This window comes from Rhodococcus (subgen. Prescottella) equi (assembly GCF_003013675.1).
Lineage (GTDB): Bacteria > Actinomycetota > Actinomycetes > Mycobacteriales > Mycobacteriaceae > Prescottella > Prescottella equi.
Genome location: NZ_CP027793.1, coordinates 4,287,531 through 4,300,572, shown reverse-complemented (window position 1 = coordinate 4,300,572; position 13,042 = coordinate 4,287,531). Strand labels below are relative to the sequence as shown.

At 68.3% G+C, this 13,042-nt stretch carries 13 protein-coding genes; 6 read left to right on the top strand and 7 right to left on the bottom strand.

Annotated elements, in window-relative coordinates:
• The first annotated feature begins 2 nt into the window (after positions 1-2).
• Positions 3-890: an endonuclease domain-containing protein gene (locus C7H75_RS20075; protein ID WP_084846315.1), complete on the top strand. Its 888-nt coding sequence runs from the start codon at positions 3-5 to the stop codon at positions 888-890.
• Between the two features lie 142 nt (positions 891-1,032).
• Here the strand turns inward: C7H75_RS20075 and pssA are convergent, their stop codons facing one another.
• The 3 genes from pssA to C7H75_RS20060 all read right to left on the bottom strand — a co-directional run bounded on the left by pssA (position 1,033) and on the right by C7H75_RS20060 (position 3,144).
• Positions 1,033-1,821 (bottom strand): CDP-diacylglycerol--serine O-phosphatidyltransferase, encoded by a 789-nt coding sequence (gene pssA / locus C7H75_RS20070; RefSeq protein ID WP_005517937.1) that lies wholly within the window; start codon positions 1,819-1,821, stop codon positions 1,033-1,035.
• Between the two features lie 47 nt (positions 1,822-1,868).
• A complete protein-coding gene (locus C7H75_RS20065) occupies positions 1,869-2,582 on the bottom strand; it encodes a phosphatidylserine decarboxylase (RefSeq protein ID WP_005517938.1) in 714 nt (237 codons plus the stop codon).
• Between the two features lie 94 nt (positions 2,583-2,676).
• Positions 2,677-3,144, bottom strand: a complete 468-nt coding sequence (locus tag C7H75_RS20060) for an SRPBCC family protein (protein WP_005517939.1) — start codon at positions 3,142-3,144, stop codon at positions 2,677-2,679.
• A gap of 132 nt (positions 3,145-3,276) precedes the next feature.
• On the opposite strand from C7H75_RS20060, the gene C7H75_RS20055 reads away from it, so the two are divergent.
• From C7H75_RS20055 to groL, 3 genes are all read left to right on the top strand, one after another.
• A complete protein-coding gene (locus C7H75_RS20055) occupies positions 3,277-4,056 on the top strand; it encodes an HAD-IIA family hydrolase (protein ID WP_041674837.1) in 780 nt (259 codons plus the stop codon).
• A 110-nt stretch (positions 4,057-4,166) separates the two neighbouring features.
• The gene (locus C7H75_RS20050; protein WP_013417066.1) at positions 4,167-4,691 is read left to right on the top strand and encodes a DUF6764 family protein; all 525 of its coding nucleotides are present in this window, start codon (positions 4,167-4,169) and stop codon (positions 4,689-4,691) included.
• Positions 4,692-4,934: 243 nt separating this feature from the next.
• On the top strand, positions 4,935-6,560 hold the full coding sequence (gene groL, locus C7H75_RS20045; RefSeq protein WP_005517947.1) for a chaperonin GroEL: 1,626 nt from the start codon (positions 4,935-4,937) through the stop codon (positions 6,558-6,560).
• Positions 6,561-6,662: 102 nt separating this feature from the next.
• Here the strand turns inward: groL and C7H75_RS20040 are convergent, their stop codons facing one another.
• Complete coding sequence (locus C7H75_RS20040) at positions 6,663-6,863, bottom strand: PspC domain-containing protein (RefSeq protein ID WP_005517949.1); 201 nt, start codon at positions 6,861-6,863, stop codon at positions 6,663-6,665.
• Positions 6,864-7,127: 264 nt separating this feature from the next.
• On the opposite strand from C7H75_RS20040, the gene C7H75_RS20035 reads away from it, so the two are divergent.
• Positions 7,128-7,961, top strand: coding sequence for an alpha/beta hydrolase family protein (locus tag C7H75_RS20035; RefSeq protein WP_081184398.1), 834 nt, complete (start codon positions 7,128-7,130; stop codon positions 7,959-7,961).
• A gap of 125 nt (positions 7,962-8,086) precedes the next feature.
• Entirely contained in the window at positions 8,087-8,227 is a 141-nt protein-coding gene (locus C7H75_RS25760; protein WP_005517953.1) for a hypothetical protein, read from the top strand.
• Between the two features lie 67 nt (positions 8,228-8,294).
• Here C7H75_RS25760 and C7H75_RS20030 read toward each other — a convergent pair whose 3' ends face one another.
• The 3 genes from C7H75_RS20030 to C7H75_RS20020 are packed head-to-tail and all read right to left on the bottom strand — an operon-like array spanning position 8,295 to position 12,311.
• Complete coding sequence (locus C7H75_RS20030; RefSeq protein ID WP_081184400.1) at positions 8,295-9,296, bottom strand: alpha/beta hydrolase; 1,002 nt, start codon at positions 9,294-9,296, stop codon at positions 8,295-8,297.
• The gene (locus tag C7H75_RS20025; RefSeq protein ID WP_106851731.1) at positions 9,293-11,338 is read right to left on the bottom strand and encodes a prolyl oligopeptidase family serine peptidase; all 2,046 of its coding nucleotides are present in this window, start codon (positions 11,336-11,338) and stop codon (positions 9,293-9,295) included. Before C7H75_RS20025 ends, C7H75_RS20030 begins: the two co-directional genes overlap by 4 nt.
• A complete protein-coding gene (locus C7H75_RS20020; RefSeq protein ID WP_233281799.1) occupies positions 11,301-12,311 on the bottom strand; it encodes an Lrp/AsnC family transcriptional regulator in 1,011 nt (336 codons plus the stop codon). The genes C7H75_RS20025 and C7H75_RS20020 overlap by 38 nt, the downstream gene beginning before the upstream one ends.
• Positions 12,312-13,042 lie beyond the last annotated feature (731 nt).

Sequence of the window (13,042 nt, the reverse complement as noted above, 5' to 3'; positions counted from 1 at the left end):
TCATGAGGAGGAAGAGACCCGAACTGCCCGAGGTGTTCGTCGGACGCGATGCCGTCCGTGAGGGAGCGCTCCGCCCGTCGGACCTGCGCGGCCCCCGCGTTCGCCGACTGTTCCGCGGCGTCTACTGCCCGACCGGGGTTCGCGTCAGCCACGAACTGCGATGCCGGGCCGCCGCGCTCACCGGTGAGGGGACCTTGGTGCTCACCGGCCGGTCGGCCGCGGTGGTGCGGGGCGTCGACCTTGCCTCGGCGTCGGATCCGGTGGACGTGATCGCGCTACCCGGATGTCGGGTCAACCGGCGTCCGGGATTGAACGTTCGACGCGTCGCGATCGACGCCGGAGACCATCAGCCGTGGGAGCAGATCGCGATCGCCCGTCCCGAACGCATGACGTTCGACGTGCTCTCGACGGGGCCACTCGTCCGCGCCGTCGCCGACGCCGACCGGATCCTGCGCGCGAAGCTGACGACCGGGGCGCGCATGGCGTCGTATCTCGAGGGCCGGCACGATCACGGCATCGTGCGGGCGCGGGAGGCGTTGGCGCTCTGCGATCCGCGAGCGGAGTCCCCGCCGGAATCGGAGCTGCGCGTGCGGATGCACTTCGCGGGACTGGACCCGGAGCCGCAACTGCAGATCTACGCCGACGGCGAGTTCGTCGCGCGCGTCGACTTCGGATTCGAGGAGGAACGCCTGGTCGTCGAGTACGACGGGGAGTGGCACGGGCAGGGTTCGGCGATAGCGCGGGACCGGGTCCGGCAGAACAAGCTCCGGCGGGCCGGCTGGCAGATCCACTTCGTCACCAAGGAGATGATGGTGGACCCCCACGCCGTGATCGACGAGATCTACGGCGCCGTGCTGCGCGCCCGAAGCGCCCGGGCCCGCCACTTCTGACCACCGCCCGCGTCAAGTGCGCGCAACGCGAAAACTCGGCCCCCGCCCCTCGCGATAAGTGCGCAAAACGCGAGAAGGGGGCCGGGATTCCCGCGATAAGTGCGCAAAACGCGGGAGGGAGGAGGGGCAGGGAAAGCCGGGCTCAGCGGGGGCGGCGCAGGCCCAGGCGGGCGGCGGAGCGTCGGTTGCCGTTGGGGGAGCGGCGGATGGCACGACGCTCGGACGGCTTGAAGTCCCAGGTCTCGGGGCGGGCGGCGACCCACCGCTTCGAGCGGATCGCGAATGGGATGTGCACGAGGTACACGCCGACGAGCACCATCAGCAGGATGTACGGGTACGTGACGAGCGCGGCGGCGGCGAGTGCGACGAGTACCAGGAGTGCGGCGGCCATGTGGCCGGGCACCGACACCGATTTCATCGCGAGCGTGGGGATGCGGCTGACGATGAGCGCTGCCGACAGCAGCGTCCACACGGTAACGACACCGATCGACGACCACCACCCGTCACCCCACTGGATGTAGACCGCCAGCGGTGTGAGCGCGATCAGGGCGCCGGCCGGTGCGGGCACGCCGACGAAGAAGTCCTTCGTGTAGGCGGGCACCGTGTCGTCGTCGAGCAGCGTGTTGAACCGGGCCAGGCGCAGCACGATGCTGACGGCGAACAACAGCGCGATGATCCAGCCGAAGTTGTTGCCGTCGAGCAGCGTCACGTACAGCACGAGCGCGGGCGCGACGCCGAACGAGATGGCGTCGGCCAGCGAGTCGAGTTCGGCGCCGAGTTTGCTGGTGGCGTCGAGCATGCGGGCGATGCGGCCGTCGAGCGAATCGAGGACGGCCGCGGCGCCGATCATCGCGAGCGCGGTCCCCAGTTCACCGTCGAGTGCGAACTTCACCGCCGACAGCCCGCTGCACAGCGCGAGGATCGTGATCATGCTCGGCAGTAATCGGACGGCGTTCCGTCCGCTGGGGCGGCCCGGTCTCACGACAGCTGCGCGAGGACGGTCTCGGCGCCCACGGTGCGCTGGCCGCGCTCGACGAGCAGCGTGGTGCCGGCGGGGAAGTACGTGTCGACGCGGGAGCCGAACCGGATGAGTCCGTACGTGTCGCCGATGGTGAGCTTGTCGCCCTCCTTGGCCTCGCACACGATGCGGCGGGCGAGCAGGCCGGCGATCTGTACGACGGCGACGTCGTGGCCGTCGGGCGTCTCGATCAGCATGCTGTTGCGCTCGTTGACCTCGCTGGCGTCGGCCAGGTCCGCGGACAGGAACTGGCCGGGCTGGTGCACCACCTTCCTGACCAGTCCGGCGACGGGTGTGCGCTGGACGTGCACGTCGAGGACCGACAGGAAAATGCTCACGCGCGGCAGCGGCTGATCGCCCATGCCGAGTTCGGCCGGGGGGACGGCGGTGTCGACGAGCGCCACCTCACCGTCGGCCGGCGCCACGACGACGCCGGGCCGGTTCGGCGGCACCCGGTGCGGGTGCCGGAAGAACGTGGCGCACGCGGCCGCGGACGCGAGCCCGGCGCGACGCACCCACTTGCGGTTGCGTCCCACCGCGGCCACCGCGAGGGGGGTCAGCACGAACGGCAGACCCGCCGGATGCAGCGGCGGGACGGCCGCCTTGACGAGGCCGATGACGTGGCCGACGCCGGTGGGCTGGGGGGTACCAGGGGGTGTCGGTCGACGTGCCACGGGCTCCTCTTACCTGTTCGAGTGTGACGGCGGCGTGTGCCGCTCGTGCTGACACAGGTTACGTGACCACCGAGAACCGGTGGGTCGCGATGTGCTACCGGGAGCCGACGGCGAGGGCTTCGGCCTCGTTCTTGATACGCGCGAGGGTCGCGTTCATCCCGACGATCATGTCGGCCTCGAAGGACTCGGCGCCGCCGAGGACGGTCTTGATCAGGAACTGCGAGACCTGGCTGGTGCCGGTGGGGGCCTCACGGCGCTCGACGACGCGGGTGCCGGTCTCGGTGGGTTCGAGGGTGTACGACCAGATGGTGCGGTTCTCGTTGACCCGGAACGCGATGGCCTTGTTGGGCTCGAAGCGGACGACCTTGGACGTTGTCGGCCACACCAGGAAGCCCTTGCGGTTGATGTTGAACGTCTTGGTGCCCTCTCGGACCTCGCCGGACACGCGCATCTTGCGGCACTGCGGGCTCCACTCGCCCATCCGCTTGAGGTCGGACACGATCGTCCACACGTCCTGCGGGGTGGCGGCGATCTCGATGCTGGCTTCGAGGGTGTTCGTCACGGTCGGCTCTCCGGTTTCGGGTTAGGTGGTACAGGAGGTCACGCGTACCGGTCGATCCTAGCGTCCGTTGTGCAGCAGGTCACTTTTCCGGCAGCGCAGCACGGACCGGTCGCGCTGGTTACCCTCGGATTCATGACCGGGGTCGAGGGCGTGCTGTTCGACATCGACGGGGTGCTCGTCACCTCCTGGAAGCCGGTGCCGGGCGCCGTGGAGGCGCTCGCGGAGGTGCGCCGACGCGGCGGCGTCCGCGCGTTCCTCACCAACACGACGTCCCGGACGTGCGACGAGATCGCGGCGGCGCTGGGTGCCGCCGGCTTCGACGTCCGGCCGGAGGAGATCGTGACGGCTGCGCGGCTCACCACCGAGTACCTGCGCTCGACGTATCCGGGCGAGCCGGTGCTGCTGCTCAATCACGGCGACATCCGCGCCGACATGCCGGACGTCGAGTTCGACGACGTCGACCCGCGCGTCGTCGTGATCGGTGGCGCGGGCCCGGAGTTCACCCATGAGGCGCTCAGCCGGGTGCTGGACCTGATGGTCTCGGGCGTGCCGGTGGTCGCGATGCACCGCGCGCTGATGTGGTCCGAGTCGGACGGGCTGCGACTGGACACGGGCGCGTACCTGCCGGGCCTCGAGGACGCGTCGGGGTCGCGGATCGTGTCGGTGGGCAAGCCGTCGCTCGCGGGTTTCCTCACCGCGGCCGAACTGATGGGCGCCGATCCGGCGTCGACTGTGATGGTGGGTGACGACTTCCGCAGCGACGTGTTGCCGGCGCAGCGGGTGGGCATGACCGGGGTGCTGGTGCGCACCGGCAAGTTCCGGCAGCCGGTGCTCGATCTGGCGGTGGATCGGCCCGACCACATCCTCGACTCGGTCGCGGACCTGCCGGCGCTGCTCGATCGGCTCGGGTGACGCGCCGAGCTTCTTCGGCGTGCTATCGAAATCCCGGGTATCGCGGTCCGCTGCGGGTACTGTTCCGGGCACGCTCAGCTCTCTGCTTTCCCGCTCGTGAAGGAGTCTGCATGTCGACCATTTCCCGCTTCGGTGCGATCTCGAACCTCGGTCGACGGATGACTCGGACGGCGGTTGCCGCTGTCGCGGGAATCGGTCTGGCTGCGGGCATTTCGCTGATCGGTGCGGGTTCCGCGTCGGCCGCGCCCGTGGTGTGCACGTCCCCGATGTCGCCCAACGACATCCAGGTGTCGGAGTTCGCGAGCTGTGGCGCGCAGGCCTTCGAGCAGGGCGTGGCCCGCTCGGCGGCGATGGACAGCGGCACTGCCGTGTCGGTCGCGCAGGATCTGGGCTCGTCCAACAGCCTCGCGACCGGTTACGGCACCGCGCTGAGCGCGTCGCGTGGCAACGGTCAGTCGCTCGCGCTGGCGATCGGTGGCGGCATCGCCCACTCGTGGGCCGACGACGGTTTCGCGACGTTCGCGGTCGCCGGCTGGGGCTCGGGTGCGACGGCCGAGCAGAGCGGCGTCAACTGCATGGGTCCGCTGTCGTTCGCCTGGAATCTGAAGACCGGGCAGACCTGCCTCGGTCGGTAACGATCGGGCGCCCCATTCGTGACCGTGCAGGCCCCTCCCGGCCGTTGCACTCACCCCCTACGAGTGCTAAAAAGGCACTTGGCACTCGCGACACGTGAGTGCCAGGTCGGGACGGTGAGACCGGGTACCTAGACACCCCTGGTCGTCCGTCGCGGGCACCGAGCCTGGCCGGAAGCGTAAATGGGGCGATCCGACGAGCGATCGCCTCCGTGTGTCACCCCCAATCCGGAGGATCACTTCGCAATGGCCAAGATCATCGCGTTCGACGAAGAGGCACGTCGCGGCCTCGAGCGTGGCCTGAACAGCCTCGCTGACGCCGTCAAGGTGACGCTGGGACCCAAGGGTCGCAACGTCGTGCTGGAGAAGAAGTGGGGCGCCCCCACGATCACCAACGACGGTGTTTCCATCGCCAAGGAGATCGAGCTCGAGGACCCCTACGAGAAGATCGGCGCCGAGCTGGTCAAGGAGGTCGCCAAGAAGACCGACGACGTCGCTGGTGACGGCACCACGACGGCTACGGTCCTGGCTCAGGCGCTCGTCCGCGAGGGCCTGCGCAACGTCGCTGCCGGCGCCAACCCGCTGGGTCTGAAGCGCGGCATCGAGAAGGCCGTCGAGGCCGTCACCGCCAAGCTGCTCGACACCGCCAAGGAGGTCGAGACCAAGGAGCAGATCGCTGCCACCGCCGGTATCTCGGCGGGCGACTCCACGATCGGCGAGCTCATCGCCGAGGCGATGGACAAGGTCGGCAAGGAAGGCGTCATCACCGTCGAGGAGTCCAACTCCTTCGGCCTGCAGCTCGAGCTCACCGAGGGTATGCGCTTCGACAAGGGCTACATCTCGCTGTACTTCGCGACCGACGCCGAGCGTCAGGAAGCGGTCCTCGAGGATCCGTACATCCTGCTCGTCAGCTCCAAGATCTCGACGGTCAAGGACCTGCTGCCGCTGCTGGAGAAGGTCATCCAGGCCGGCAAGCCGCTGCTGATCATCGCCGAGGACGTCGAGGGCGAGGCCCTGTCGACCCTGGTCGTCAACAAGATCCGTGGCACCTTCAAGTCCGTCGCCGTCAAGGCTCCGGGCTTCGGTGACCGCCGCAAGGCACAGCTCGCCGACATCGCCATCCTCACCGGTGGCGAGGTCGTCAGCGAAGAGGTCGGCCTGTCCCTCGAGACCGCCGGCATCGAGCTGCTGGGCCGCGCCCGCAAGGTCGTCGTCACCAAGGACGAGACCACCATCGTCGAGGGTGCCGGCGACGCCGACGCCATCGCCGGTCGCGTCAACCAGATCCGCGCCGAGATCGAGGCGTCGGATTCGGACTACGACCGTGAGAAGCTGCAGGAGCGCCTGGCCAAGCTGGCCGGTGGCGTTGCCGTCATCAAGGCCGGCGCTGCCACCGAGGTGGAGCTCAAGGAGCGAAAGCACCGCATCGAGGACGCCGTCCGCAACGCCAAGGCTGCGGTCGAGGAGGGCATCGTCGCCGGTGGTGGCGTGGCTCTGCTGCAGTCCTCGCCGGTCCTGGACGACCTGAAGCTCGAGGGCGACGAGGCCACCGGTGCCAACATCGTCAAGGTTGCTCTCGAGGCGCCGCTCAAGCAGATCGCGTTCAACGCGGGCCTCGAGCCCGGCGTCGTCGCGGAGAAGGTTCGCAACCTGCCCGCCGGCAGCGGCCTCAACGCCGCCACCGGTGAGTACGAGGACCTGCTCGCTGCGGGCATCAACGACCCGGTCAAGGTCACCCGCTCGGCGCTGCAGAACGCTGCGTCCATCGCGGCTCTGTTCCTGACCACCGAGGCTGTCGTCGCCGACAAGCCGGAGAAGGCCGCTGCTCCGATGGGCGACCCGACCGGTGGCATGGGCGGCATGGACTTCTGATCTGACGATCGGAACGCCTGAGCTCAGGTAAGACGAAGAAGCCCGGGACACCATCACGGTGTCCCGGGCTTCTCGCATTTCGCATCCGCCGCCGTGCAGCGGTCACTCGCTGGGCATGATCATCCAGGCCGCGAGGTAGATCAGCGCGACGGTGCCGAACGAGACGAACGCGCCGACGACGGCGGCGACGCGCACGAGGTTGACGTCGATGCCGAAGTACTCGGCGATGCCGCCGCACACGCCGGAGAGCATGCGCTGGCTGCTGGAGCGGACGAACGGGCGGGGCAATTCGCTGGAGGTCATGACATCGAGTCTGGTGCGCGGCGGGCCGTGAAACCATCGGGATTCCCCCCGATCTGCACCCTGATCTTTCGGTTCGGGGGTGTGGTGTGGGGCGCCGCCGTCGAACCCGGCGCGGTCGAGTTCACACACCGTTCGTGGGCGTCACACACCGCGTGCGCACGCATTCGCTGTGTGACGCCGACAGGTGGTGTGTGACCTCTCGGCGTAGGCAGCGCCGCCGAATGCCGGGTCTCGCGGACGGCGTGGGCATAGGCTCGAACCGTGGTGGAGACCGTGCCGATCCAGATGCCCGACGGGACGACGACGCCGGTCCGGCTGTTTCCCGGGCCCGAGGGCGCGCCCGTCGTGGTGATCGTCCCGGGGCTCGGTATCCCCGGCGCGTTCTACGACAGGTTCGCCAATTCGATTGTCGACCACGGCTTCTGCGCGGCGACGTGCGAGCTGCGCGGGCAGGGGGACAGTCGGCCGCGGCCGAGCGCGTCGAGCACGTTCGGCTACCAGGAACTGGTGTCGGTGGACCTGCCGGCGATGTTCGAGGTGGTTCGGGAGCGGTTCGAAGCCAGCACGCCGTTCCTGTTGGGGCACAGCATGGGCGGGCAACTCGGGGTGATGTACGCGGCGCGGATCCGAGGGCGGCTGGGCGGGCTGATCCTGGTGGCGTCCGGTTCGCCGTATTATCGAGGTTTTCCCGGAACCCGCTCTCCCGGCGTGCTGCTGGGTTCGGCGGCCATGTCGATCACGGCGAGTGTCGCCGGGTTCTGGCCCGGGGACCGGTTGGACGTCGGCGGTTTCGGTCGGCAGTCGCGGGTGCTGATCTCGGACTGGTCGCGGTTCGCGCGCAGCGGGCGTATCGAGCCGGCAGGCGCGGACATCGACTACGAGGAGCGGATCGGACGGCTGAAACTGCCCGTGCTGTCGATTTCGATCGAGGGCGACGAACTGGCACCGCACAGCGCGTCGGCCAACCTTTTGAACAAATTGTCGGGTTCCGAGGTGACCGTGTGGCACCAACCCGAACCGTTGGGGCACAACGGGTGGATAAGCACCCCGGACAGCACGGTCGATCGAATCGCGGAGTGGATCCGTGACCTCGGTTGATCTCACCCTCGATTTTCATCCCGTGTTAATGCGTCAATCCGGTGCATTCCTGTATCCGCACCGTTATATTGACCGCAGCGCTTCGATCAGGGGCGTACCACCACACAGCAATTGCAGGAGTCCCCATGGGTTCGTCTGAGATCATCGCCATCCTCGATGCCGTCAAGTCCCTCGTGTCTGCGCTCAACAGCCTCAGCTCGGGCAGCGCCGGCGGCGGCGCAGCCTCCGGCTCGCTGGACACCGGTTCGCTGAGCTCGCTGAGCTAGTCTCCACCCCGAGTTTCGAAAGGCGGCCCCCGCGCAGACTGCGCAGGGGCCGCCTTCGTTTGTCGGGTCAGATGTCCAGGGAGGCCGCGAGTGTCGGCCACGACCTGGCCAGTTCGTCGCGCCAGTACGTCCACGCGTGCACACCCACCGGGTTGTAGACGACGGTGGCCGCGATGCCGAGCGCGCGCAGGCGGTCGTCGAGCCGGCGGGTGCAGAAGTTGGCACCGGCCTCCACCGGTCCGCCGCGCACCACGTGCGCGACGAGGTCGGGGTTGTCGAGGGTCTCGTGCGGCCCGGGCACACCGGTGCCCGTGGAGACGTACAGCGTGGTGCCGCGGAGCTTCTCGGCGCCCAGGAGGACGTCGTGCTCGGCCCACTTCGGGTCGTCGAACCGGCCCCACATGTTCTCGATGCCGCCGCGCTCGATGGTCACGGTCGACGCCATCTGCGCCTGGCCGAGGGGTGTGGCGGATTCGTAGCACCCGCTGTAGGCGGCGACGCCGCGGTACAGGCCGGGCGAGCGCATCGCCAGCATCATCGCGGACTGTGCGCCCATCGACAGTCCCGCGATCGAGCGGATGCCGTTGCCGCCGAACCGGTCGTCGATCAGCGGCGGCAGCTCCCGGGTCAGGAACGTCTCCCACTTGTTGATGCCGAGGACGGGGTCGGGCCGGTCCCAGTCGGTGTAGTACCCGGCGCGGCCACCGGTGGTCAGGACGACGTTCACCGGCTTGTCCTCGAAGAACGTCACAGCGTCACCCTGCGTGGTCCACGTGCTCAGACCGGGGGAGGCGGACCGACCGTCGAGCAGGTACAGGCTCGGACGCGGCACGGAGGTGTCGCGGGGCAGCAGCACCTGCACCTCCTGCTCCGACTGCATCGCGGGCGAGTACACGAACACTCGGACCCAACGGTCGGTGGTGTTCTCGACCCGGGTGATGAGCGCGCCCGACGCCGGTTGCAGGGCAGCCGAGTTCGGGACGCCGCCCGCCCCGGCTGCGGGTGCGAGGCCGAGCAGCGCGGCGGCGACGAGAACCGGGACCGCGCCGAAACGACGTCGGGCGGTCACCGGGCCAGCTTGTCCCACAGGAACGTGTAGGTGAGGGCCGACTTGAACGCGGCCTGCGCATTGTCCGCGGCGCCGCCGTGCCCGCCCTCGATGTTCTCGTAGTAGTGGACCTCGTGGCCTTCGTCCTCGAGCCGCGCGGCCATCTTCCGGGCGTGCCCGGGGTGGACGCGGTCGTCGCGGGTGGACGTGGCGATGAGGATCGGCGGGTATGCCGCTGTGGCACTGGTGTTCTGGTACGGCGAGTACTCGGAGATGAACGCCCAGTCGTCGGGGTTGTCGGGGTCGCCGTACTCGGCCATCCACGACGCGCCCGCGAGCAGCAGGTGGTAGCGCTTCATGTCGAGCAGTGGCACCTGGCACACGATGGCGCCGAACAACTCCGGGTACTTGGTGAGCATGACGCCCATCAGCAGGCCACCGTTGCTGCCGCCCTGCGCGCCCAGCTGCTGCGGCGTGGTGATGCCGCGGTCGACGAGATCGCGGGCCACCGCGGCGAAGTCTTCGTAGACCTTGTGCCGGCCCTCGCGCACTGCCTGCGTGTGCCACTGCGGCCCGTACTCGCCGCCGCCGCGGATGTTCGCCACCACGTAGGTGCCGCCGCGCTGCAGCCACGCGGTGCCGTTGATTCCGCTGTAGCCGGGCGTCATCGAGTTCTCGAAGCCGCCGTAGCCGTACAGCAACGTCGGACCTGCGGGCGCGCCCTCGCGCCGCACCACGAAGTAGGGGATGCGGGTGCCGTCGGCGGACTCGGCGAAGTGCTGGGCGACGGCCAGTCCGGCGGTGTCGAAGAAGGCGGGCGCCGACTTGAGCGCCTCGAGCGGTCCGCCGACGGTGCCGGAGAACAGGGTCGCCGGAGTGAGGTAGCCGCTGGAGTTGAGGAAGAAGTCGTCGCTCTCGCGCGGATCGGTGTCGATGATCTCGGTCGACGTCAGCTCCGGGAGGCCCTCCAGCGGTGTTGTCTTCCAGCCGTTCTCGCCGGGGGTGAGGACGTGGACGTGGGACTGGACGTCGGAGAGCGTCACCATCAGCAGGTGGTTACGGGTCCACGAGTACTGCTCGAGCGACGTGTGCTCGTCGGGCTCGAACAGCACGGTGAGTTCGCAGGAGCCGGTGAGGAAGTCGTCGTGCTTCGCGGCCAGCAGCGACCCGGCGGGGTAGGTGGTGTCGCCGACGGTCCACGGGGAGCGCGGACGCACCAGCAGCCACTCCCGGTACGCGGAGATGCGCGCGTCCTCGGGGGTGTCGATGCGGATCAGCGAACCGTCGTCGAGGAGCTGGAAGCGCTGCGACGTGTAGAAGTCGACGGCCCGTTCGACGAAGCTGCGCTCGAACCCGGGGGTGCTGTCGTGCCATGCGGAGATCGCGACGTCGGTCTGCTCACCCTCGAACACGGTTACGGCGTCGGCCAGCGGGGTGCCCCGGCGCCACCGCTTCGCCAGTCGCGGGTAGCCGGAGTCGGTGAGCGTGCCGTCGCCGAAATCGGTTCCGACGAAAACACTCTCGGCGTCGATCCACCCGATGTCGGTCTTGGCTTCCTCGATGCGGAAGCCGTCGGCGTCGTCCTTGAACGTCAACGATTCGAGGTCGAACTCGCGCACCACGACGGCGTCGGCGCCGCCGCGGGACAGGCTGATCAGCGCCAGGTTCTGCTCGGGGCGCAGCACCTGCGCGCCCGACCACACCCAGTTCTCACCCTCGCGGTCGGCGAGCTCGTCGACGTCGACGAGGATCTCCCATTCGGGGGTGTCGCGCCGGAACTGGTCCATCGTGGTCCGCCGCCACAGCCCGCGCACATGGTCGGCGTCGCGCCAGAAGTTGTAGAGGTACTTCCCGCGGCGGCGCGAGTAGGGGATGCGCGCGTCGGTGTCGAGGATCGCGCGAACCTTCGACTCCAACTGCTCGAACGCGGTGGTGTCGGCGAAGTCGGCCACGGTCTTGTCGTTGTGCTCGCGGACCCAGGCGAGGGCGTCGTCGCCGGTGACGTCCTCGAGCCAGAGGTGGGGATCATCGGACGGGCTGGAGGTCACCGGGTGCTTCGTCATAGGGACATTGTTGCCCGCCGCCGCGGTGTCGGGGCCACTGGTGCCGATCGAAGTCGGTGGCGAGCACGAAGTCGACGTTCACGACGGTGTGCAGTTGCTCGCTGAGCCGGTCGGCCGCGGTGCGGGCGGCGGCGATGTCCCGATACGTGCCGACGGCCACGGACGATCTGCGGCCGGACAGTGTGTAGCAGGCCCCGATCTCGGGGAAGCCGTGCAGCTTGCCGAACTTCGACGGTTCGACAGCGGTCGCGGCGTTCGACTTGATAGCGAAGACGGCGGTGACGGGCAGCCCCAGTGCTCCGGAATCGACCAGCGTGGTGTAGCCGCGGATCACCCCGCGTTCCTGGAGCACCTGGAGGCGTTTGTGCACCGTGGACTTGGAGAGGTGCGTCTTCTTGGCGAGGGAGTCCAGCGACGCGCGCCCGTCCATCATGAGTAGGTCGATCAAGGTCCGATCGGTGTCGCGCAGCGCCGGAGCGGTCGTCGAATCGGGTGACCAGACGGCGTCGCCGAACCTCGTCTTGAGGACGAAGTCGATGTTCACCCGGGCACTCAGGTCGTCCCGGAGCCGGGCGGCGAGGGACTCTGCCTTCTCCGGGCTGGTAAACCGGCCGACCGCAATGTTCGGACGATCGCCCGACATGGTGAAACTCGCGGTGATCTGCGGTAGGCGGCGCAGCCGGTCGGCAATCGATCGTCTCGCCGGTGCCTGCCCCCGCGGTTTGATGCTGAACAGGGCCGTGGTGGGCTCGCCGAGAGTCCCGGGATCGACCACCACGGTGTAGCCGCGGATCACCCCGCGCCGTTCGAGTGCCGCGAGACGCCGGCACACAGTGGTGCCCGAGACGCCGACCTGGGCCGCGAGGGTGGTGAAGGAGACGCGGCCGTTCTGCACGAGGGCATCGATCAAGAAGCGATCCACTGCGTTCAGTGGCTCTCCGTGCGACGACGAGACACCTGGTGTTCTCCCCATGGCGCATACGGTAAGCCGACCGTGCCGATGTGTTCGGGTGTTTGATCAGATTTGCCGTCTCGTAGGACGTCCGATCATTCTCTGCGGAGCGATCTCAGCTGACGACGTTCCAGGCGCGTACCGGACCGCCTGTTTGCGTTTGGCCAGGTGGGAAGGGGATTGCTCGGAGGAGGCGGCCCGAGGAATGCCTCAGCGGCCGGATTCCATGGGGGGCTTGTCTTTCTGATCGAACCTGCGCGGACAGCTCCGGGCTCGCTGAGCAGAGACGGACGAGTGGTTCAAGGTGTGCTCGGGGTCGATGACCAACGATCCTTCCGACCGGTATGGGCGAAGGACCACACCGTGACGTGTGTGAGATCGCCGCGCTGTCGCCGATGACGATCCGTGATGGGTGGTAGCGGTGTGCGCTGTTTCCGTGACCATCCGATCCGGCCGTCGAGGGGTGGACGATCTGTCATACCTGCGGGTTCGGTGTAGACGAACTCTCGTCTGCGACGCGTACGGCGTGAATCCTTGTCATTTTCGAAACGATCGCTGGGTTAGTGGGCTCCAGGCGTCTAGCGTCTGTCGCACTCCACCTGGAGATCACGAAACAGTTTCTCGAAGAACAGTTTTGGTCGAATCCGTGACCCAGTCAATGATCGACCGAACACCCAACCTCGAGTGGAGGAATCGCTGACTCAGCCGAAGGCGACCAGAAGTTTGACCCTCCGGAAGTCGGCGACATCAAG